Origin of the sequence: Streptomyces sp. PA03-6a, assembly GCF_033792765.1 — a bacterium.
Classification (GTDB): domain Bacteria; phylum Actinomycetota; class Actinomycetes; order Streptomycetales; family Streptomycetaceae; genus Actinacidiphila.
This window is the reverse complement of record NZ_JARAVK010000036.1, coordinates 1-21,258: the sequence shown is the minus strand read 5'-3', so window position 1 is coordinate 21,258 and position 21,258 is coordinate 1. Positions and strand designations below refer to the sequence as shown.

Here is a 21,258-nt window from a genome sequence, read left to right as displayed (position 1 = left end):
TAGTTGATTACCTGCACGCCGTTGTTTCACCTCCGCCCTCTGGCGTGGTGACGATCGGACGAAGAGCAGGCAACGCGCAGCCCAGCACGGCGGCCGCGAGCAGCAGCGGGGTGTTCGGCCCGAGGATCTGCGCCGCGACGCCGCCCAGCAGGGCGCCGAGCGGAGCCCCCGCCACCCCCAGGGTGCGCATGGCCGCGCTCACCCTGCCCAGCAACTTCTCGGGCGTGCGCTGCTGCATCAGGGTGGTCTCGTTGACGTTCCACACCATGCCGAGGGCACCGAAGACGGCCAGGGCGGCCGCGGTCACCGGCAGGGAGCGCACGGTGCCGGCCACGACCAGGCAGCCGGCCTGGAGGGCCAGGCCCGGCGCGAGGCTCCTGACGCGACCGCCCAGCAGCGCGGAGAGCCGCCCCGCGGCCGCTCCCCCGGCCACGCTGCCCGCCCCGTAGGCGACCAGCACGAGGGCGTATCCCGTGTGCCCCGCGTGGAGCCAGCCTGTGACCTGGAGGACGAGGGTCGCCACCAGGGCGCCGATGCCCACGTTGACCACGGTGTTGGCCGTGCACAGCGCCCTGAGCACGCGGTCCCGCCACAGCACCCGTATGCCCTCGGCGATGTCCTGCCGCAGGGTGCGGCCCGCGGCCCGCGCCGCCCGTTCGGGTGCGGGCAGCCGCAGCGAGGCCACCAGCCCGGCCGCGACCGCGTAGGTGAGGGCGTCCACCCCGAACGGCAGCGCGGCCGTGAGGCCGAACAGCACCGGCACCAGCGGCGCGGCGAGGAAGGTTGCGGCCATGGTCTGACCGGTCATCAGACGGGCGTTGGCGCGGCCCAGGGACCGGGAGGGGACGACCGCCGGCAGCAGTGAGGTCGCCGCGTTGTCGAAGAGGGTCTGCAGTGTGGTCAGCGCGAACGCCAGCACGAGCAGCAACGCGATGCCCGCCCGGTCCAGCCACACCGCGAGCGCGAAGACGGCCGTGAGTGCGCCCCGCACGGCGTCCACGGCCCACATGGCGCGCCGTTGGTCCACCCGGTCGGCCACCGCCCCGCCGAGCAGCCCGAAGACGAGCCAGGGCACGAAGCCCGCGGCGGTGACGAGCGAGACCAGCAGTGGCGAGTCGGTCAGGCCCACGGCGAGCAGCGGCAGCGCCGCCGCACGCAGCCCGTCACCGAACCGCGAGACCGCCGCGGCCGTCCACAGCCGCCCGAACCCGCCCCGCCACTGCGGCGTGCGCTCCCGGCCCTGCACGATGCCGACGCTCATGGATCCCCCCGCTCACCGGTCCTCGACCTTCGTCACAGACCGTAGCGGGGGCCACTGACAACGCAGCGTCCGCACTGGTCAGAACCCTCCGCGGTGCAGTCTCTCCCCGTAGTGGCGCTCCAGGACGAGGTTGCGCTCGAAGCCGCCGGGGACGTTGGCCGAGACGTACACCGGTGCCTGGTGGCCCTCGGCGGTCATCAGCCCGACGGCCTCGGCGACGGTCATCTGGACGAGCATGGCCGAGGTGATCGTGGAGATCCCGCACAGTGAGCCGCCGTCGGGCAGCGGGAGCAGGGCGTCGCCGGTCGGCGCGCCGTTGTCCAGGACGACGTCGGCGACGTCGGCAAGGCGCTTGCCCCCGGCGTGCAGCGCCGGGACGGAACGGGTGTGCAGCAGCGAGGTGAGGGCGATCAGCGGGTGGCCGGCGTCCTTCACGTGCAGGGCGAAGTCGACGATCGAGTTGTTGACGCCGGAGTTGGAGATGACGACGAAGACGTCCCGCGGATGCGGGGCGGCCAGTTCGTACAGACGCTTGCCGAGCCCCGGCGACCGCTCCAGCAACGGGTCGGAGAGCACCGAGAGGTCCTCGCCGCCCCGGAGCACCAGGTCCGACAGCCCGATGCGGTTGGTGGGGATGAGTCCACCGGCACGTCCGGCGATCTCCAGCGCCGTGGCCTGCGAGTGGCCGGTCCCGAAGGCCTGGACGATGCCGTCCGCGGCGACGCAGTCGGCGATCAGCCGGGCGGCGGCGGCCACGGAGTCCTTGTTGCCGGCGACCACGCGGTCGATGACCGTCCTCGCCTCGTCGGCGAAGCGTGCGGCGGTGGTCGTCACGTCGTCGGCCATGGCCGATTCCCCCTGAGTCCAGTGATCCGGCGGATGCTCCTCCGAAACGATGGACGAGAGGTCTAGTCCACGTCAATCCCCCGGTGGACGCCTCCTGTCGGCGCCGCCCGAACCGTCCGGTTCGCTCCCGCTCAGTCCCCGTTCACCCGCAGCCGGGCCAACGCCAGCGCGCCCGCACCGCCGTTGCGCACCGGCTGGACGTCCAGATCCATCTCCTCGGCACGGGCCACCACCCGGCCGAGCAACGGCCCCGTCGGGCCCAGCAGCCCGCCGGTGACGACCAGGGGTTCGCCCGGGCGCGGATCCAGCGCGGCGACGGTCGCGGCGAGTTCGTCCGCGGCGTCGTCCAGCAGGGAACCGGCGACCTCGTCGCCGTCCCGGTCGGCGGTGACGGCGAGCGGGCTCAACCGGGCCAGCCTGACCGGGGGTTCGGCGTACACCAGCGGCACCAGACGGTTGCGCAGCACGTGGCACTCATGGCCGCCGGGACGCTCCTGCGCGAGGTACGGGCCTCCGGGGGAACCCATGTAGTGGGAGAGCACGCCCTCGACGAGGATCGTCCACGGCCCGCGCCCGTCCAGCGCGCGCAGGGCGGCCCGCATGACCTCGCGGCCCAGCCAGAACCCGCTGCCCTCGTCGCCGATCAACCAGCCGTTGCCGTCCGCGACGAGGGTCTGCTGGCGCTTCTCGATCCGCGCGGCGACGGCTCCCGTCCCGGCGACCAGGGCCAGACCGTCCGCCGGCGTGCCCGGCGCGGAGGCGAAGGCGACCTCGATGTCGCCGCAGACCGTCACCTCGGGCGTGCCGACGCCGTGGCTGTCGAGCGCCGCCCGCAGACAGGAGGTTGCCAGTTCGTGCCCCGTCTCGGGGCCGGTGCCGAGCGCCGCACCGGCGAAGCCGCCCACGACGGACGTGACCTCGCCTCTGCGGTCCTCCGGGACCGCGCCGCGGATGGCGTCCGCGAGGTGCTGCGTCAGCGCCACACGTTCGACGGTCATCGCGTTGCCGGGCCCGCCCTCGCCCTCACCGAGCACCACGCCTTCGCGCGCCGCCTCGGCCAGGTAGGCGCGCGTCCGGGTTCCGCCCGCATCGATGCCGATCACCAGAGACACGACACGGAGTATACGTTTTGGTTACGCACAGTCGAAGGGACGCGACGGGCCCGGCCGCGAAAGAAGGGTCTTCCTCGCGGGCCGGGCCCGTGGAGTTTCAGCCGGTGCGGCTCAGATCTCGCCGCGCAGCTTGGCGAGCGCCTCGGCGAGGATCGCCTCGCCGTCGGCCGCGCTGCGCCGCTCCCGCACGTACGCCAGGTGCGTCTTGTACGGTTCGGTGCGCGGCGGCGCCGGGGGGTTCTCCTCGTCCTGTCCGGCCGGGAAGCCGCAGCGAGGGCAGTCCCAGGTCTCCGGGATCTGCGCGTCGCTCGCGAAACTCGGCCGGGTCTCGTGCCCGTTGGAGCACCAGAAGGAGATGCGCAGGCGCGGCGCGGACTCGCCCCGCTCGGCCTCTCCCATCGGCCCCGCCCCGACCCGACTGCCACGGATCGCGTTGCCACTTGCCACGGTCGTAACTCCCTGCGTGATGGTGCTGCGAGGTCGCCCAGTTTACGGAGACCGGTCCACCCCCCGCGCCTGCGGGGAAAGGGCACCGTATCCCATGACGCGCTCCCATGATAAGTCGCGCCGACGACGAAGCGTCACTTCTCCCCGGAAGCCGGGGACTCGGTCACTTCTGGAACTTCAGCAGAAGCCCAAGGGCGACAATGCACGCAAACCACAGCAGACCGATGACAACCGTGATCCGGTCGAGGTTGCGCTCGGCCACCGAGGAACCGCCGACGGACGACTGCATGCCGCCGCCGAACATGTCGGACAGACCGCCGCCCTTGCCCTTGTGCATCAGCACGAGCAGCAACAGCAGCAGGCTGAAGATGATGAGGGCGATGGAGAACCCGATGACCACAGCTGGACCAACTCTCTCGGTGACCTAGGACGACGCGGGGGCCGGGCCGCTGCCTGCTATGCAGCGCTCCGACCCCCGACAGAGTACTTCGGGCAGGGCCCGACAGCCTACTGCCGCGAAACTTACTGGTCGCGGAAGCGGATGATCTTGACGAACTCCTCCGGGTCCAGCGCCGCGCCGCCGACCAGGGCGCCGTCCACGTCCGGCTGCGCCATGATCGCCGCGATGTTGCCGGCCTTGACCGAGCCGCCGTACTGGATGCGGATCGCGTCGGCCACCTCCTGGCCGTACAGCTCGGCAAGACGGCCGCGGATCGCCCCGCAGACTTCCTGGGCGTCCTCGGGGGTGGCGACCTCGCCGGTGCCGATGGCCCACACCGGCTCGTAGGCGACGACCAGGGTCGCGGCCTGCTCGGCCGGGATGTCCTTCAGGGCGCCGTCGACCTGGGCGAGGGTGTACGCCACCTGCTCACCGGCCTTGCGGACGTCCAGGCCCTCGCCGACGCAGACGATCGGCGTCAGCTCGTGCCGGAACGCCGCCTTGACCTTGGCGTTCACCTGCTCGTCGGTCTCGTGGTGGTACTGGCGGCGCTCCGAGTGGCCGATGACCACGTACGAGCACTTCAGCTTGGCCAGCATCGAGCCGGAGATCTCACCGGTGTAGGCACCGGAGTCGTGCGCCGACAGGTCCTGGGCGCCGTACTTGATCTTCAGCTTGTCGGCCTCGATCAGGGTCTGCACCCCCCGGAGGTCGGTGAAGGGCGGCAGTACGACGGCCTCGACGGCGTCGAAGTCCTTGTCGTTGAGCGCGAAGGCGAGCTTCTGGACGTGGTGGATGGCCTCGAGGTGGTTGAGGTTCATCTTCCAGTTGCCCGCCATGATCGGCGTGCGCGAGGTCATCGGGTCAGTCCTCCAGTGCGGCGAGGCCGGGGAGCGTCTTGCCCTCGAGGTACTCGAGGCTCGCGCCACCACCGGTCGAGATGTGGCCGAAAGCGTTCTCGTCGAAGCCCAGGATACGGACGGCCGCGGCCGAGTCGCCGCCGCCGACCACGGTGAACGCGGGGCTGTCGATCAGCGCCTGGGCGATCGCGCGGGTGCCCTCGGCGTAGTCGGGGTGCTCGAAGACGCCCATCGGGCCGTTCCAGAAGACGGTTGCCGCGTCGGCGAGCTTCGAGGCGAAGACCTTGCGGGACTCCGGACCGATGTCCAGGCCCTGCAGGTCGGCGGGGATGGCGTCGACGCCGACGACCGCCGGGTTGGTGTCGACCGGGTTCTTCAGATCCGGGAAGGACGGGGCGGCGACGACGTCCACGGGCAGCACGAACTCCACGCCCTTGGCCTTCGCGCGCTCCAGGTACTCCTTGACCGCGGGGATCTGGTCCTCCTGCAGCAGGCTCTTGCCCACCTCGTGGCCCTGGGCCTTCAGGAAGGTGTAGACCATGCCGCCGCCGATCAGGATCCGGTCGGCACGCTCCAGCAGGTGGTCGATGACCCCCAGCTTGTCGGAGACCTTGGCGCCGCCGAGCACCACCGCGTACGGACGGGACACGTCCTCGGTGAGCTTCTTCAGCACGGTGACCTCGGTGGCGATCAGCAGGCCCGCGGCGTGCGGCAGCCGGGCCGGGAGGTCGTACACGGAGGCGTGCTTGCGGTGCACCGCGCCGAAGCCGTCACCGACGTACAGCTCGGCCAGCTCGGCCAGCTGCCCGGCGAAGGCGCCGCGCTCGGCGTCGTCCTTGCTGGTCTCACCCGGGTTGAAGCGCAGGTTCTCCAGCAGCGCCACCGAGCCGTCGGTGAGGGCGTCCACCGTCCCGCGGGCGCTCTCGCCGACCGTGTCGGTCGCGAACGCCACCTGCGTGCCGAGGAGTTCGCCCAGGCGCGCCGCGACGGGGGCGAGCGAGAACTGCGGGTCGGGCGCGCCCTTGGGGCGGCCCAGGTGGGAGGCGACGATCACCTTGGCGCCGGCCCCGGCCAGCTTGGCGATGGTCGGTACGACGGCGCGGATGCGGCCGTCGTCGGTGATGGTCGTGCCGGACAGCGGCACGTTGAGGTCGGCGCGCACGAACACGCGCTTGCCGCCGACCCCCTCGTCGACGAGTTCGTCGATCGTCTTCATGGTGGAGGCTCCCCTGCCTTGGTCCTGACTGGTCGGATCGCTCCGACCGCCACGTCATGGGACAGGGCCCGGACGACGGCACGTCGTCCGGACCCTGTCCTCATCGCATGGCGGGCGGTCGAGCGGGTGTCAGAGCTGGCCGCCGACGAAGACGGTCAGGTCGACGAGACGGTTGGAGTAGCCCCACTCGTTGTCGTACCAGCCGATGACCTTGACCTGCTTGCCCTGCGCCATCGTCAGCGAGGAGTCGAAGGTGCAGGAGGCCGGCCAGTTGACGATGTCCGACGAGACGATCGGGTCCTCGGTGTACTCCAGGATGCCCTTGAGCTGGCCCTCGGCGGCCTTCTGGAAGGCCGCGTTGACCTCGTCCTTGGTGACCTCGCGCTCGAGCTCGATGACCAGGTCGGTCACGGAGCCGGTCGGGACCGGGACGCGCATGGCGATGCCGTCCAGCTTGCCCTTGAGCTGCGGGAGCACCAGGGCGGTGGCCTTCGCGGCACCCGTCGAGGTCGGGATGATGTTCTCCGCGGCGGCACGGGCGCGACGCAGGTCCTTGTGCGGGAAGTCCAGGATGCGCTGGTCGTTGGTGTACGCGTGCACGGTGGTCATCAGACCCTTGACGATGCCGAAGTTCTCGTCGAGGACCTTGGCCATCGGCGCCACGCAGTTGGTGGTGCAGGACGCGTTGGAGATGATGTTGTGCTTCGCCGGGTCGTACTTCTCGTTGTTGACGCCCATCACGATGGTGATGTCCTCGTCGGAGGCGGGCGCCGAGATGATGACCTTCTTGGCGCCGCCGTCGAGGTGCTTCTTGGCGTCGGCGGCCTTGGTGAAGATGCCGGTGGACTCGATCACGATGTCGACGCCGAGCTCGCCCCACGGGATGTCGGCGGGGTTGCGCTCCGACAGCACCTTGATGGTGTGGCCGTCGACGGTGATGGAGTCGGCGGTGTGCGTGACCTCGGCCTTCAGGCGGCCCAGGATCGTGTCGTACTTGAGCAGGTGGGCGGTGGTGGCCGTGTCACCCAGGTCGTTGACAGCCACGATCTCGATGTCCGCACCCTGGTCCAGGGCGGCACGGAAGAAGTTTCGACCGATGCGACCAAAGCCGTTGATGCCTACGCGGATCGTCACGAACCGATCTCCTCGCTGGTGTGCCGGAGGCCATTTCGCTCCGGCTGCGACGTATTGGGATGTCCCCGACCAAGGACGACCCTACCTCCCCGGGCACCCGGCGGTGACATCGGCGCCACGGGTGCCCGCCGTACGGAACGGTAACCGGACGGGGCGGGCGGGCCGCGGCGGGTTCAGCCCACCATCTCCTCGGTCAGGTTGGACTCGGTGCCCGGGATGCCGAGGTCCGAGGCGCGCTTGTCGGCCATCGCCAGCAGGCGCCGGATCCGGCCCGCCACCGCGTCCTTGGTGAGCGGGGGTTCGGCGAGCGAGCCCAGTTCCTCCAGCGAGGCCTGCTTGTGGTCCATGCGCAGCCGGCCGGCCGCCGCGAGGTGCTCGGGCACCTCGTCGCCGAGGATCTCCAGCGCCCGCTGCACACGCGCACCCGCGGCCACCGCGGCGCGGGCCGAGCGGCGCAGGTTCGCGTCGTCGAAGTTGGCGAGCCGGTTGGCGGTGGCGCGCACCTCGCGCCGCATCCGCCGCTCCTCCCACGCCAGCACCGACTCGTGCGCGCCGAGCCGCGTCAACAGCGCGCCGATGGCGTCACCGTCACGGACGACCACGCGGTCGACGTTCCGCACCTCGCGCGCCTTGGCGGCGATCTGCAGCCGGCGGGCGGCGCCGACCAGGGCGAGGGCCGCCTCGGGGCCGGGGCAGGTGACCTCCAGGGACGAGGAACGGCCCGGCTCGGTCAGCGAGCCGTGGGCCAGGAACGCCCCGCGCCAGGCGGCCTCGGCGTCGCAGGTGGCCCCGGAGACGACCTGCGGCGGCAGGCCCCGGATGGGACGGCCGCGGCCGTCGACGAGCCCGGTCTGGCGGGCCAGCTGGTCGCCGCCGGCGACCACCCGCACCACGTACCGGCTGCCGCGGCGCAGCCCGCCGGGCGCCATGACCACCAGGTCGGAGGAGTGCCCGAAGATCTCCAGGACGTCCTTGCGCAGTCTGCGGGCGGCGATTCCGGTGTCCAGCTCCGCCTCGATCACGATGCGTCCGCTGACCAGGTGCAGTCCGCCCGCGAACCTCAGGATCGCCGAGACCTCCGCCTTGCGGCAGCAGGTCCGGGTGACGGGAAGCCGGGAGATCTCGTCCTTCACCGCTGCCGTCATCGCCATGGGCCGATCCTTCCATGCATACGAAAAATCCGGTCGAACGCGGCCGCCAGCAGTTCCGGATCGTGCCGCGGCCCGTCGGGGGCGGCGACCCGGGCCAGCTCCACCGTGCCCGACAACCGCTCGGCTGCCTGTATGAGGCTGTCGCGGTCGAGCACGGCGGCCTCGTCGGCCAGCACCACGTCGATGGTGAGTTTAGGGGCGTGTCGGGCCAAAACCTCCAAGTGACGCTGCGGAGAAAAGCCCTCGGTCTCACCAGGTTGCGGCGCGAGGTTGAGCGCGAGCACCTTGCGGGCCCTGGTCTCCATGAGCGCGGACACCAGATCGGGCACCAGCAGGTGGGGCATCACGGAGGAGAACCAGGATCCGGGGCCGAGCACCACCCAGTCCGCGTCGAGCACGGACTTCACCGCCTCGGGGACGGCCGGCGGGTCGTGCGGCACCAACTGCACCTCCTGCACCTCACCGGGGGTGAGGGCGACGGTGGCCTGGCCGTGCACGGTCGTGACCTCGTCCGGCTCCGCCGGGTCGTGACCTCGGACCGTGGCCGTGAGCTCCAGCGGCACCGCGGACATGGGCAGCACCCTGCCGTGGGCGCCGAGCAGCCGACCCACCCACTCCAGGGCCGCCACGGGGTCGCCGAGCTGCTCCCACAGCGCCACGATCAGCAGGTTGCCCACCGCGTGGCCGTGCAGCTCGCCCTGGCTGACGAAGCGGTGCTGGACGACCTGGGACCAGGTGCGGCCCCACTCGTCGTCGCCGCACAGCGCGGCGAGCGCCTTGCGCAGGTCGCCGGGCGGCAGCACCCCCATCTCCTGGCGCAGACGGCCGCTGGAGCCGCCGTCGTCGGCGACCGTGACCACCGCGGTCAGGTCCTGGGTGATGCGGCGCAGAGCCGACAGGGAGGCGGACAGTCCGTGCCCGCCTCCCAATGCCACGACCTTGGGCGTGGCCCCGCTGCGCCCTGCCGACCGGCGCAAGCGCCGCGTCGTCCTGATCACTCGCGCCCCATGTCCCGGTGGACGACCACCGTCTCCACTCCGTCGGCGGACAGTCGCGCGGCCAGGCGCTCGGACATGGCGACGCTGCGGTGCTTGCCACCGGTGCAGCCGACCGCGATGGTCACGTAGCGCTTGCCCTCGCGGCGGTAGCCGGCGTTGACGATGTGCAGCAACTCGGCGTAGCGGTCGAGGAACTCCTTGGCGCCGGGCTGGTTGAACACGTAGGTGGCGACCTCGTCGTTGAGACCGGTGTACGGACGCAGCTCCGGCACCCAGTGCGGGTTGGGCAGGAAGCGGCAGTCCGCGACCAGGTCGGCGTCGACGGGGAGGCCGTACTTGAAGCCGAAGGACATGACGGTGGCCCGCAGCTCCGGCTCCTCCTCGCCGGCGAACTGGGCGTCCATCTTGGCGCGCAGCTCGTGGACGTTGAGGCTGGAGGTGTCGATCACCAGGTCGGCGTCGCCGCGCAGCTCGCTCAGCAGCTCCCGCTCCTTGGCGATGCCGTCGACGATGCGCCCGTCGCCCTGCAGCGGGTGCGGGCGGCGCACCGACTCGAAGCGGCGCACCAGCGTCTCGTCGGAGGCCTCGAGGAAGAGCACCCGGCGCTTGACGCCCTTGGAGTCCAGGTCCGCGAGGGACTCGCGGAGGTTGTCGAAGAAGCGCCGGCCGCGGACGTCCACGACCACGGCGATCCGTGCCACGTTGCCCTGGGAGCGGGCGCCGAGGTCGACCATGGTGGGGATGAGGGCCGGCGGCAGGTTGTCCACGACGAACCAGCCGAGGTCCTCCAGGCACTTGGCCGCGTGACTGCGCCCGGCACCCGACATGCCCGAGATGATCACGAGTTCGGGGATGGCCTCGGCCGCCTCTCCCGCTCCTCCGGTCGTCACCTGTGCTCCGCCTCCGTCGTTCGCGTTCATGAGCTGTGCCCCCGTTCCGTGGGGACGGTCACCGGACCGGCCGTCCCCTCTTCCTCAATGATCTCTCCTGTGGCGGTGTTGACCGCCGGTCCGGCCGGGGCGGCCCCGGCCAGCGCGGCGAGCACGGCCTCGGCGGTGCGCAGGCCGACTCCGGGGACCTCGCAGATCTGCTCGACCGTGGCCGCCCGCAGCCGCTTGAGCGAGCCGAAGTGCTTCAGCAGCGCCTGGCGGCGGCTCTCGCCGAGGCCCGGCACCGCGTCCAGGGCACCGGCCTTCATCGACTTGGAACGCTTGTTGCGCTGGTAGGCGATGGCGAAGCGGTGGGCCTCGTCGCGGACCCGCTGCAGCAGGTACAGGCCCTCGCTGGTGCGCGGGAGGATCACCGGGTCGTCCTCGCCGGGCAGCCAGACCTCCTCAAGGCGCTTGGCGAGGCCGCACACGGCCACGTCCTCCACACCGAGCTCCTCCAGGGCCCGCTGGGCGGCGGCGACCTGGGGCTGCCCGCCGTCGACGACGACCAGCTGCGGCGGGTAGGCGAACTTGCGCGGCCTGCCCGTGTCCGGGTCGATGGGACCGCCGGCGACCTCGCCGGGACCCTCCTCGCCACCGTCGCCGTCCCCGTCGACCCACTCGCCGGTCTTCTGCTTCTCCAGCAGGTAGCGGCGGAAGCGCCGGGAGACCACCTCGTGCATCGACCGGACGTCGTCCTGGCCGGCGAAGCTCTTGATCTGGAAGCGGCGGTACTCGCTCTTGCGGGCCAGCCCGTCCTCGAAGACCACCATCGAGGCGACGACGTCGTCGCCCTGGAGGTGGGAGATGTCGAAGCACTCGATGCGCAGCGGCGCCGAGTCCAGGTCCAGGGCCTGCGCGATCTCCTCCAGCGCGCGGGAGCGCGTGGTGAGGTCGGAGGCGCGCCTGGTCTTGTGCAGCACCAGCGCCTGCTGGGCGTTGCGCTGCACGGTGGCCATCAGGTCCTTCTTGTCGCCGCGCTGCGGTATCCGCAGGCTGACCTGGGAGCCGCGGCGCTCGGTGAGCCACTGCTGGACCGGCTCGTACGGGTCGGGCAGCGCGGGCACCAGCACCTCCTTGGGTACCCCCTCGCCCCGCTCCTCGCCGTACAGCTGCTGCAGGGCGTGCTCGACCAGCCCGGCGGTGCCGACCTCCTCGACCCGGTCGGTGACCCAGCCGCGTTGACCGCGCACCCGGCCGCCGCGGACGTGGAAGATCTGGACGGCGGCCTCCAGCTCGTCCTCGGCGACGGCGATCAGGTCGGCGTCGGTGGCGTCGGCGAGGACGACCGCGTTCTTCTCCAGGGCGCGCTTGAGCGCCTCGATGTCGTCCCGGAGCCTGGCCGCCTTCTCGTACTCCATCGCGGCCGCCGCGTCCCTCATCTGCTGCTCCAGGCGGCGCAGGTAGGTGCCGGTGCGGCCGGCCATGAAGTCGCAGAACTCCTCGGCCAGTTCGCGGTGCTCCTCGGCGCTGACCCGGCCGACGCAGGGGGCCGAGCACTTGCCGATGTACCCCAGCAGACAGGGGCGGCCGATCTGCGCGGAACGCTTGAACACCCCGGAGGAGCAGGTGCGCACGGGGAAGACCCGCAGCAGCAGGTCCACGGTCTCGCGGATCGCCCAGGCGTGCGCGTAGGGACCGAAGTAGCGCACGCCCTTGCGCTTGGGGCCGCGCATCACCTGGACGCGGGGGAACTCCTCGTTCAGGGTGACGGCGAGCGAGGGATAGCTCTTGTCGTCCCGGTACTTCACGTTGAAGCGCGGGTCGAACTCCTTGATCCAGGAGTACTCCAGCTGCAGCGCCTCGACCTCGGTGGTCACCACCGTCCACTCCACGGAGGCGGCGGTGGTGACCATCGTGCGGGTGCGCTGGTGCAGGTTCGCGACGTCCTGGAAGTACGAGGAGAGCCGCTGGCGCAGGCTCTTCGCCTTCCCGACGTAGATCACCCGGCCGTGCTGGTCCCGGAACTTGTACACCCCGGGGGAGTCCGGAATCTGTCCCGGCTTGGGGCGGTAGCTGGAGGGATCGGCCATGCCCCCACCCTACTGATTGACGGTGACATTCCCGCCGTCTCAGGCACCGGTCACGGCGACGAGCTTGCCCTCCTTGACCTGGACGTCGACCTTGGTCAGCGGCTTGGTCGCCGGGCCGTTGCGGACGGCGCCGGTGGCTGCGTCGAAGACGCTGCCGTGGCAGGGGCAGGACAGGGCGGTGCCCTCGACCTTGTCGCAGGTGCAGCCCTGGTGGGTGCACACGGCGCTGAACGCCTGGTAGCTGCCCTGCGTGGGCTGAGCGACGACTATCTTGGCCTCGCGGTAGAGCTTGGCGCCGCCGACCGGAACCTCGGTGGCCGCGCCCAGCTCGACGGGGCCGTCGGAGACCGTGGTGCCGGAGCCGCCGCAGGCGGTGAGGCCGACCCCGGCGACGCCCACGAGGGCCGCGCCCTTCAGGACGGTACGGCGGCAGGGGGGCAGGTCGGTGATGTCGGCCATGGGGGACTCCGTTTCGGCACGTAAGGAAAAGAGCTTGAAAGCTGCACCTTACGTGCCGAAACTCTGAGCCGGCTGTCAGGCCTTCGCCGCCGCCCGCTTCCGCGGGGCAGCCCGCTTCTTGGCCGGGAGCGGCGGGGCGTCGGAGATCCGCTCGGCGCCCAGGATGTCCCTGAGGAACTTGCCGGTGTGGCTCGCGCCCACCCCCGCCACCTGCTCGGGGGTGCCCTCGGCGATCACCAGACCGCCGCCGCTGCCGCCCTCGGGGCCCATGTCGATCACCCAGTCGGCCGTCTTGATCACATCGAGGTTGTGCTCGATGACGACCACGGTGTTGCCCTTCTCGACCAGCCCGGAGAGCACCTTGATCAGCTTGCTGATGTCCTCGAAGTGCAGACCCGTGGTCGGCTCGTCCAGCACGTAGACCGTGCGGCCGGTGGAGCGCTTCTGCAGCTCGGAGGCGAGCTTCACGCGCTGCGCCTCACCACCGGACAGGGTCGTCGCGGACTGGCCCAGCCGGACGTAGCCCAGGCCCACCTCGGTGAGGGTGCGCAGGTGACGCGCGATCGTCGGGACGGCCTCGAAGAAGTCCAGCGCCTCGGAGATCGGCATGTCCAGGACCTCGGCGATGGACTTGCCCTTGTAGTGGACCTCCAGGGTCTCCCGGTTGTACCGGGCACCGTGGCAGACCTCGCACGGGACGTAGACGTCCGGGAGGAAGTTCATCTCGATCTTGATGGTGCCGTCGCCGGAGCAGTTCTCGCAGCGGCCGCCCTTGACGTTGAAGGAGAAGCGGCCCGGCAGGTAGCCGCGCACCTTCGCCTCCATCGTCTCCGCGAAGAGCCTGCGGACGTGGTCGAAGACGCCGGTGTACGTGGCCGGGTTGGACCGCGGGGTGCGGCCGATCGGCGACTGGTCGACATGGACCACCTTGTCGACCAGGTCGTCACCGTCGACCCGGGTGTGCCGGCCCGGGACGCCCCGGGCGCCGTTCAGCTCACGGGCCAGGTGGGTGTAGAGGATGTCGTTGACCAGGGTGGACTTCCCGGAGCCGGAGACCCCGGTGACCGCCGTGAAGACACCCAGCGGGAAGGACACGTCGATGTCCCGCAGGTTGTTCTCCCGGGCGCCGTGCACGGTCAGCCGGCGCTCCCCGTCGACCGGGCGGCGCATCTCCGGGATCGGGATCCGGCGCTTGCCCGCCAGGTACTGGCCGGTCAGCGACTCCTTGTTGCGCAGCAGCTCCTTGAGCGAACCGCTGTGCACCACCTTGCCGCCGTGCTCACCCGCACCCGGGCCGATGTCCACCACCCAGTCGGAGGTCTTGATGGTGTCCTCGTCGTGCTCCACCACGATCAGGGTGTTGCCGAGGTCGCGCAGGCGCACCAGGGTCTCGATGAGCCGGTGGTTGTCGCGCTGGTGGAGCCCGATGGACGGCTCGTCCAGTACGTAGAGCACGCCCACCAGGCCCGAGCCGATCTGCGTGGCCAGCCGGATGCGCTGGGCCTCGCCGCCGGAGAGGGTGCCGGCCGCGCGGTTGAGCGAGAGGTAGTCCAGGCCGACGTCGACCAGGAAGCGCAGCCGCTCGTTGACCTCCTTGAGCACCCGCTCGGCGATGGTCTTCTCGCGCGCGCTCAGCTTCATGCCGCGCAGGAACTCCGCGCAGTCGCTGATGGACATCGCGGCGACCTCGGCGATGGACCTCCCCTGAACGGTGACCGCCAGCACGATCGGCTTGAGGCGGGTCCCCTCACAGGTCGGGCAGGGCACCTCGCGCATGTACCCCTCGAAGCGCTCGCGGCTGGAGTCGCTCTCGGACTCCGCGTGCCGGCGCCGGACGAAGGGGATCGCGCCCTCGAAGGAGGTGGTGTAGGAACGCTCGCGCCCGTAACGGTTGCGGTAGCGCACCGCGATCTGCGTCTTGTGGCCGTTCAGCAGGGCCTTCTTCGCGCGCTGCGGCAGCCCCGCCCAGGGGATGTCGGTGCGGAAGCCCAGCTCGTCGGCGAGCGCGCCGATCAGGCGCTGGAAGTAGTCCCGGGTGTGGCCGAGCGACCAGGGGGCGATGGCGCCCTCGTCGAGGGACTTGTCCTGGTCGGGGACGATGAGCTCCGGGTCGACCTCCATGCGGGTGCCGATGCCGGTGCACTCGGGGCAGGCGCCGAAGGGCGAGTTGAAGGAGAAGGAGCGCGGCTCCAGCTCCTCGAAGGACAGGTCGTCGTACGGGCAGTACAGGTGCTCGGAGAACATCCGCTCGCGCTGCGGGTCGTCCTCGGGGAGGTCGACGAAGTCCAGGATCACCATGCCGCCGGACAGGCCCAGGGCCGTCTCGACCGAGTCGGTCAGCCGGCGCTTGGCGCTCTCCTTGACGGTGAGGCGGTCGATGACCACCTCGATGGTGTGCTTCTCCTGCTTCTTGAGCTTCGGCGGGTCGGTCAGCTGGACGGTCGCACCGTCCACCCGGGCCCGGCTGTAGCCCTTGGTCTGCAGGTCGGCGAAGAGGTCGGCGAACTCGCCCTTGCGCTCGCGCACCAGCGGCGAGAGCACCTGGAAGCGGGATCCCTCCTCCAGCTCCAGCACCCGGTCCACGATCGCCTGGGGCGACTGCCTGGAGATGGGCCGGCCGCACTCGGGGCAGTGCGGCTTGCCGATGCGGGCGAAGAGCAGACGGAGGTAGTCGTAGACCTCGGTGATCGTGCCGACCGTCGAGCGCGGGTTGCGCGAGGTGGACTTCTGGTCGATCGACACCGCGGGCGACAGGCCCTCGATGAAGTCGACGTCCGGCTTGTCCATCTGGCCCAGGAACTGCCGTGCGTAGGAGGAGAGCGACTCCACGTAACGGCGCTGGCCCTCGGCGAAGATCGTGTCGAACGCCAGGGAGGACTTGCCCGACCCGGAGAGGCCGGTGAACACGATGAGCGAGTCCCGTGGCAGGTCGAGCGAGACGTTCTTCAGATTGTGCTCGCGAGCGCCACGGACGGTGAGACGATCGGCCACGCCAGTGCGCACCTTTCAAAAGACAGACAAGGGACAGCACCCCCAGACAGCCTAAACGGGGCGCCGACGAGTTTTCTTCCGGTTGCGATGACAGCGAGCCTATAGCACGCACATTCGATTTCTGGCATCGGTGCGGCAGCTTCACCCGAATGAGTGCCCCGCGCTAGCGTCTCCGTGGAGACGTCGACCGGTCCGACCAGGAGGCTCCGTGTCTGTCCAACGACCCGACCCCGACCACGATGCGGCCGAGCTCCGAGAGGCCACCGAACGACTGATCGAGACCGTGGCCGCCATGCCCCCGGCGTGCGTCGCCGAGCCGTCGCGGCTGCCGGGCTGGACCCGCGGCCACGTGCTGGCCCACCTGGCGCGCAACGCCGACTCCCTGGTGAACCTGATGATCTGGGCGCGCACCGGCGAGGAGACCCCGCAGTACGAGAGCACCGACGGCCGCAACAAGGACATCGAGGAGGGGGCCGGCCGCACGCTCGCGGAGCACGTCGACGACCTGCGCGCCTCCGCGGACCGGCTGGCCCTGGCCATCGCGGAGCTCCCGCCCCAGAACTGGGCCGCGCAGGTCGTCATGCGTTCCGGCCGGGTGGTCGCCGCGGCCGAGATCCCGTACACCCGGCTCATGGAGATCTACTTCCACCACGTCGACCTCGGCCTGGAGTACACCTGCGCGCACCTCCCCGGGGACTTCGCGGCCCGGGAGCTCGGCGCCATCATCGACGACCTGTCCGGCCACGAGGGCGTCGCCGCCGTCCGCATCCACGACACCGACAGCGGCGAGAAGTGGGTGATCGGCGCCGCCAACGAGCCCGAACTCACCGTCGGCGGGCCCCGGCACGCCCTGCTCGCCTGGGTCAGCGGCCGCTCCGACGGCGAGGGCCTGACCGCCCGGCCCGACGTACCCCTGCCGGTGCTGCCGCCACTAGGCTGACGCCATGACGTACAGCGGCGAGGTCACGGTCGGGGGCGCGCCCGACGTGCACGAACTCAAGGACCTCATCATCACCAAGGTCGCGGTCGGCCCCATGGACAACAACGCGTACGTGCTGCGCTGCCGCGCCACCGACGAGCAGCTGCTCGTCGACGCGGCGAACGACGCGCACACGCTCGTGGAGGTCGCCGGCAACGACGGTCTCGCGTCCGTCGTCACCACGCACCGGCACGCCGACCACTGGCAGGCGCTGCAGGCCGTGGTCGACGCGACCGGCGCCCGTACCTACGCGGGCCGCCACGACGCCGAAGGGATCCCCGTCCCCACCGACGTGCCGGTCGAGGACGGCGACCGGATCCGGGTCGGCCGGGTAGAGCTCACCGCCCGGCACCTGGTGGGCCACACGCCCGGCAGCATCGTCCTGATCTACGACGACCCCCACGGGCACCCGCACATCTTCACCGGGGACTGCCTCTTCCCCGGCGGCGTCGGCAACACGCACAACAACCCGGACCACTTCATGAGCCTGTTCGAGGGGGTCAAGGCCAAGCTCTTCGACCGGCTCCCGGACGAGACCTGGGTCTACCCCGGCCACGGCAAGGACACCACGCTCGGCGACGAGCGCCCCCACCTCGACGAATGGCGCGAGCGGGGCTGGTAGCGGCTCCGTGGCGGCGCCCCCTGCGGCGCCGCCACCCCCGCGCACGTGCGTCGTTGGACCCACGTGCGCACCTCCCCCTCCATGGCCCGGATCGCCGCCGCGTCGGCGGCCGGGACCGCGATCGAGTTCTACGACTTCTTCGCCTACGGCACCGCGGCCGCCCTCGTCCTCGGACCGCTGTTCTTCCCCGACGCCTCGGCCCTCGCGGGCACCCTCGCCGCCTTCGGCACCTTCGCGGTGGGCTTCGTCGCCCGGCCGCTCGGCTCGGTCCTCTTCGGCCACATCGGCGACCGCGTCGGACGGCGTCCCGTGCTGATCGGTTCCCTGCTGCTGACCGGGCTGGCGACCACCGCCGTCGGCTGCGTCCCCGCTCACGCCTCGATCGGCCCGGCCGCGCCCGTGCTGCTGGTTGCCCTGCGTTTCCTGCAGGGGCTGGGGCTGGGCGGCGAGTGGGGCGGAGCGGTGCTGCTCGTCGCGGAGCACGCGCCGGGGCGGCGCCGCGGACTGTGGGCGAGCCTGCCGCAGACCGGTCCCGCGGTGGGCTTCCTGCTGGCGAACGGGATCGTGCTCGCCCTGTCCGCGGGGCTGAGCGACGCGGCCTTCCGCTCCTGGGGCTGGCGGGTGCCGTTCTGGGTGGCGGGCGTGCTGGCGCTGGCCGGGCTGGCGCTGCGGGCGGCGCTGCCGGAGACCCCCGCGTTCGCGGCGGCCGCCGGGCGCGGGGACCTGGCCCGGGTGCCCGTCTCGGAGCTGCTGCGCGAGCACGGGCGCCTGGTGCTGCTCACGGCGGGCGCCATGGCGTGCGGCTACGTCGTCTTCTACACGGTGACCACCTGGTCGCTGGCGTACGCCACGGAGCACCTCGGCATGGACCGCACGGTCGTGCTGGGCTGCGTCCTGGTGGCCGTCCTGGTCAAGGGGGCCCTGACCCCGCTGGCGGGACTGCTCGGCGACCGCTTCGGACGCCGGCGGATGGCACTGGCCGGTACGGCGGCGATGGGCGTGGTGGTCTTCCCGTACGCCGGGCTGCTCGCGAGCGGCTCGCCGGTGGCGATCACTGTGGGGTCCGCGGCGGAGCTGCTCGCCTTCATCACGGTCTTCGCCGTCGTGGGCGCGTACCTCCCGGAGCTGTACGCGCCGCGGGTGCGCTGCACGGGCGCCGCCCTGGGCTACAACCTCGGCGGTGTCCTGGGCGGCGCGCTGACCCCGGTCGTGGCGACCCGGCTGGCGGCGGGCTCCGGCACGCCCTGGCCGGTGGCGGCGTACGTCGCAGGGGTCGCGCTGCTCAGCCTCGGCTGCTTCGCGGCACTGCCGCAGACCCGGGGCGAGGCCGCCGCGGACGCGACGGCGGGGTGCGCGGCCGTCCGCCGCGCACCCCGTCCGGGCTGAGGAGCCGTGGGTCAGGCGTCGATGTGCTCCTCGTCGCGCTCGTCCGCGGCCGCCTGCTTCTTCGAGGCCATGAGGCTGGTGACCGTGGTGACGGCGAGAACCACGACGATGAAGCCGAGGGAGAAGGGGATGCTGATCTCGGGAACGTGGACCCCCGCCTCGTGCAGGGCGTGGAGCACGAGCTTCACGCCGATGAAGCCGAGGATGATCGACAGCCCGTAGGAGAGGTGGACCAGCTTCTTCAGCAGACCGCCGATGAGGAAGTACAGCTGCCGCAGGCCCATCAGCGCGAAGGCGTTGGCGGTGAAGACGATGTACGGGTCCTGGGTCAGGCCGAAGATCGCCGGGATGGAGTCCAGCGCGAACAGGACGTCGGTGGTGCCGATCGCCAGCATGACCACCAGCATCGGGGTCATGATCCGCTTGCCGTTCTGCTGGATGAAGAGCTTGGTGCCGTGGTAGCGGTCGGCGACGCCGAAACGGCGCTCGGCGGCCTTGAGCAGCCGGTTCTCCTCGAACTCCTCGTCGTGCTCCTCGGCGCGGGCCTCCTGGACCAGCTTCCACGCGGTCCAGATGAGGAAGGCGCCGAAGATGAAGAACACCCAGGAGAAGCTGGCGATGATGGCGGCGCCGGCGGCGATGAAGGCCGCTCGCAGGACGAGCGCGATGAGCACGCCGAAGAGCAGCACGCGCTGCTGGTACTGGGACGGCACCGCGAACTTCGCCATGATCAGGACGAAGACGAAGAGGTTGTCGACGCTGAGCGACTTCTCGGTGATGTAGCCGGCGAAGAACTCGCCCGCGGGCTGCCCGCCGGCGAAGAACAGCAGGCCGAGCCCGAACAGGGCGGCCAGGACGATCCAGACGACGGTCCAGGTCCCGGCTTCCTTGACGGACACCTCATGGGGCTTGCGCCCGATGAAGAAGTCGGCGGCGATCAGGGCGCACAGACCGGCGATGGTCAGCACCCACAGGGTCAGGGATACATCCACGCGTTGCCTCCGGCAGATGGGCTGGCAATTGTCAGCGTTGTCGCTGCCGGAGGTCTCTTCCACCCGGGCCGTCAGGCCGGGGCCGGTGTCCCGGGGCCGTTCCGGCCCGTGATGACGGGATGCACCGCAAGCTGGGAGTACTCCCCTCCGCGTAAAGAAGAGTACATGAAATCCCAAGGAAAGGTAAAGAGAGTAAAGTGATGGTCAATCAGGAGGGTGCACCGAGGCCCCGTGGGACCGGTCGGCCGGTCAGTGGCGGCCCGGGTCGTAGGTCCGGCGCGCGGCGGCCACCTGGCGCAGCACCTGCGACAGGACCGCGCTGCCGGCCGGGGCCAGCAGCGGTTCGTACGTCCAGGCGTGGCCCACCCAGGGGTCGGCGAGGTGGTCGTCGGGCTGCGGGGTCAGCCGCAGCATCGAGCGCCACAGCGGGTCGAGGAGCGGACCGTACTCGCGGGCGTCCTCGCGGTCGGCGACCAGGACCAGGTGGACGCCGACCTGCGGTCCCTCGTCGGCGAGGTAGCGCAGCTGGTTGACCGTCCGGTCGTCGAAGCCGTACGGGAAGTCGTTGACGACCAGCACCTGGCGGGCCGGGTCGACGCCCGGGGGGACCTCGAAGGGGACGTCGGCGCGCAGGGCCATCTGCACCAGGTCGACCCGCTCGGTGAGCCGGGCGAGCAGGGCCGCCACCCCGGCGGCGCCGGTGGCGGGCGGCTCGCGCAGTGCGCCGGAGTCCGTGAACGGTGCCAGCGCCGTCCCTGCGGAGCCCGCCGGGTCGATGACGTGGACGGCGCACTCCCCCGCCGGGTGGGAGGCCAGCAGGCGGGCGGCGAGCGCCACGGCCACGTCCACGGCACGGCGGCGGTCCTGGGCGCTGTCCACCCACAGACCGCGCTCCAGGGGCAGCCGTACCAGAAGGGGGACGCGCAGCTCCGGGCGCTCGGGCAGGTGGAGGTCGCCGAGCCGGACCGCCATCGGCGGCTCGGCGGGGGCGCGGTAGCCGTGCCAGACCGGGCTCTCCCAGCCCGCGTAGGGCGGCGGCAGGGCGGGCTCGACCACCTCGGCCTCAGCGGTGAGCTGGGCCAGGTCGCGGTCGAGCACGGCACGCGCCCGGTCCACCAGCTCGGCCTGGCGGGCCCTGGCCTGGTCGCGGGCGGCCTCGGCGGCGGGGCCGACCCGGGTGCGCGGGTCGGCGAGGAGCGCGTCCAGCTCCTGGTCGAGCCGGGACTCGGCGAAGTCGACGGCGCTGCGGTACGCCGCGATGGTGCGGGCCAGGTCCTCGAACATGCCCCAGACCTGGTTGTAGAGCCGTTCCTCCATGCTCCAGCCCGCGGCGTCACCCGCGACGGGCGCGGGGGCCGGGGGCACCGCGCCCGTCGCGGGTGACGCCGCGGGCTGGAGCATGG

18 protein-coding genes and 1 pseudogene are annotated in these 21,258 nt (G+C 71.4%); 3 read left to right on the top strand and 16 right to left on the bottom strand.

The window, feature by feature from the left end; genetic code table 11:
• Nucleotides 1-7: 7 nt before the first annotated feature.
• The 14 genes from PV350_RS11875 to uvrA all read right to left on the bottom strand — a co-directional run bounded on the left by PV350_RS11875 (nucleotide 8) and on the right by uvrA (nucleotide 15,876).
• Nucleotides 8-1,261 (bottom strand): MFS transporter, encoded by a 1,254-nt coding sequence (locus PV350_RS11875; RefSeq protein WP_499511234.1) that lies wholly within the window; start codon nucleotides 1,259-1,261, stop codon nucleotides 8-10.
• Nucleotides 1,262-1,339: 78 nt separating this feature from the next.
• A complete protein-coding gene (locus PV350_RS11870) occupies nucleotides 1,340-2,107 on the bottom strand; it encodes a sugar isomerase domain-containing protein (protein WP_499511235.1) in 768 nt (255 codons plus the stop codon).
• A gap of 131 nt (nucleotides 2,108-2,238) precedes the next feature.
• Nucleotides 2,239-3,219 (bottom strand): N-acetylglucosamine kinase, encoded by a 981-nt coding sequence (locus PV350_RS11865; RefSeq protein ID WP_499511236.1) that lies wholly within the window; start codon nucleotides 3,217-3,219, stop codon nucleotides 2,239-2,241.
• A 111-nt stretch (nucleotides 3,220-3,330) separates the two neighbouring features.
• Nucleotides 3,331-3,666, bottom strand: coding sequence for an RNA polymerase-binding protein RbpA (locus tag PV350_RS11860; RefSeq protein ID WP_361803309.1), 336 nt, complete (start codon nucleotides 3,664-3,666; stop codon nucleotides 3,331-3,333).
• Nucleotides 3,667-3,829: 163 nt separating this feature from the next.
• Nucleotides 3,830-4,066, bottom strand: coding sequence for a preprotein translocase subunit SecG (gene secG / locus PV350_RS11855; protein ID WP_018557252.1), 237 nt, complete (start codon nucleotides 4,064-4,066; stop codon nucleotides 3,830-3,832).
• Nucleotides 4,067-4,188: 122 nt separating this feature from the next.
• Nucleotides 4,189-4,965 (bottom strand): triose-phosphate isomerase family protein, encoded by a 777-nt coding sequence (tpiA, locus tag PV350_RS11850; protein WP_499511237.1) that lies wholly within the window; start codon nucleotides 4,963-4,965, stop codon nucleotides 4,189-4,191.
• Nucleotides 4,966-4,969: 4 nt separating this feature from the next.
• Complete coding sequence (locus PV350_RS11845; protein WP_499511238.1) at nucleotides 4,970-6,181, bottom strand: phosphoglycerate kinase; 1,212 nt, start codon at nucleotides 6,179-6,181, stop codon at nucleotides 4,970-4,972.
• A 129-nt stretch (nucleotides 6,182-6,310) separates the two neighbouring features.
• Nucleotides 6,311-7,315 carry a type I glyceraldehyde-3-phosphate dehydrogenase gene (gene gap / locus PV350_RS11840; protein WP_499511239.1) on the bottom strand — a complete coding sequence of 335 codons (1,005 nt, stop codon included), beginning with the start codon at nucleotides 7,313-7,315 and terminating at the stop codon, nucleotides 6,311-6,313.
• A gap of 173 nt (nucleotides 7,316-7,488) precedes the next feature.
• On the bottom strand, nucleotides 7,489-8,466 hold the full coding sequence (gene whiA / locus PV350_RS11835; RefSeq protein ID WP_499511240.1) for a DNA-binding protein WhiA: 978 nt from the start codon (nucleotides 8,464-8,466) through the stop codon (nucleotides 7,489-7,491).
• Nucleotides 8,457-9,443: a gluconeogenesis factor YvcK family protein gene (locus PV350_RS11830; protein ID WP_499511241.1), complete on the bottom strand. Its 987-nt coding sequence runs from the start codon at nucleotides 9,441-9,443 to the stop codon at nucleotides 8,457-8,459. Before PV350_RS11830 ends, whiA begins: the two co-directional genes overlap by 10 nt.
• Nucleotides 9,444-9,460: 17 nt before the next feature.
• The gene (rapZ, locus tag PV350_RS11825; protein WP_018557246.1) at nucleotides 9,461-10,384 is read right to left on the bottom strand and encodes an RNase adapter RapZ; all 924 of its coding nucleotides are present in this window, start codon (nucleotides 10,382-10,384) and stop codon (nucleotides 9,461-9,463) included.
• Nucleotides 10,381-12,426: an excinuclease ABC subunit UvrC gene (gene uvrC, locus PV350_RS11820; protein WP_499511242.1), complete on the bottom strand. Its 2,046-nt coding sequence runs from the start codon at nucleotides 12,424-12,426 to the stop codon at nucleotides 10,381-10,383. Before uvrC ends, rapZ begins: the two co-directional genes overlap by 4 nt.
• A 39-nt stretch (nucleotides 12,427-12,465) precedes the next feature.
• Complete coding sequence (locus PV350_RS11815; protein WP_500333622.1) at nucleotides 12,466-12,885, bottom strand: Rieske (2Fe-2S) protein; 420 nt, start codon at nucleotides 12,883-12,885, stop codon at nucleotides 12,466-12,468.
• 75 nt (nucleotides 12,886-12,960) lie between these two features.
• Nucleotides 12,961-15,876, bottom strand: a complete 2,916-nt coding sequence (gene uvrA / locus PV350_RS11810; RefSeq protein WP_499511244.1) for an excinuclease ABC subunit UvrA — start codon at nucleotides 15,874-15,876, stop codon at nucleotides 12,961-12,963.
• Nucleotides 15,877-16,084: 208 nt separating this feature from the next.
• Between uvrA and PV350_RS11805 the strand changes: the two genes are divergently transcribed.
• From PV350_RS11805 to PV350_RS11795, 3 genes are all read left to right on the top strand, one after another.
• A complete protein-coding gene (locus PV350_RS11805; protein WP_499511245.1) occupies nucleotides 16,085-16,816 on the top strand; it encodes a maleylpyruvate isomerase family mycothiol-dependent enzyme in 732 nt (243 codons plus the stop codon).
• Between the two features lie 4 nt (nucleotides 16,817-16,820).
• A complete protein-coding gene (locus PV350_RS11800; protein ID WP_499511246.1) occupies nucleotides 16,821-17,477 on the top strand; it encodes an MBL fold metallo-hydrolase in 657 nt (218 codons plus the stop codon).
• An 81-nt stretch (nucleotides 17,478-17,558) separates the two neighbouring features.
• Nucleotides 17,559-18,863 carry an MFS transporter gene (locus PV350_RS11795; RefSeq protein WP_500333639.1) on the top strand — a complete coding sequence of 435 codons (1,305 nt, stop codon included), beginning with the start codon at nucleotides 17,559-17,561 and terminating at the stop codon, nucleotides 18,861-18,863.
• Between the two features lie 11 nt (nucleotides 18,864-18,874).
• Here the strand turns inward: PV350_RS11795 and PV350_RS11790 are convergent, their stop codons facing one another.
• A complete protein-coding gene (locus tag PV350_RS11790) occupies nucleotides 18,875-19,855 on the bottom strand; it encodes a TerC/Alx family metal homeostasis membrane protein (RefSeq protein ID WP_500333619.1) in 981 nt (326 codons plus the stop codon).
• Between the two features lie 249 nt (nucleotides 19,856-20,104).
• Nucleotides 20,105-21,258: pseudogene (locus tag PV350_RS11785) on the bottom strand (TerD family protein); the annotation flags it as partial.

Excerpts from the sequence above, each read along its gene's own strand:
- PV350_RS11795 (WP_500333639.1), top strand. The coding sequence starts at position 17,559 with ATGGCCCGGATCGCCGCCGCGTCGGCGGCCGGGACCGCGATCGAGTTC.
- PV350_RS11815 (WP_500333622.1), bottom strand. The coding sequence starts at position 12,885 with ATGGCCGACATCACCGACCTGCCCCCCTGCCGCCGTACCGTCCTGAAG.
- PV350_RS11800 (WP_499511246.1), top strand. The coding sequence starts at position 16,821 with ATGACGTACAGCGGCGAGGTCACGGTCGGGGGCGCGCCCGACGTGCAC.
- PV350_RS11845 (WP_499511238.1), bottom strand. The coding sequence starts at position 6,181 with ATGAAGACGATCGACGAACTCGTCGACGAGGGGGTCGGCGGCAAGCGC.
- tpiA (WP_499511237.1), bottom strand. The coding sequence starts at position 4,965 with ATGACCTCGCGCACGCCGATCATGGCGGGCAACTGGAAGATGAACCTC.
- uvrC (WP_499511242.1), bottom strand. The coding sequence starts at position 12,426 with ATGGCCGATCCCTCCAGCTACCGCCCCAAGCCGGGACAGATTCCGGAC.
- PV350_RS11875 (WP_499511234.1), bottom strand. The coding sequence starts at position 1,261 with ATGAGCGTCGGCATCGTGCAGGGCCGGGAGCGCACGCCGCAGTGGCGG.
- rapZ (WP_018557246.1), bottom strand. The coding sequence starts at position 10,384 with ATGAACGCGAACGACGGAGGCGGAGCACAGGTGACGACCGGAGGAGCG.
- whiA (WP_499511240.1), bottom strand. The coding sequence starts at position 8,466 with ATGGCGATGACGGCAGCGGTGAAGGACGAGATCTCCCGGCTTCCCGTC.
- PV350_RS11870 (WP_499511235.1), bottom strand. The coding sequence starts at position 2,107 with ATGGCCGACGACGTGACGACCACCGCCGCACGCTTCGCCGACGAGGCG.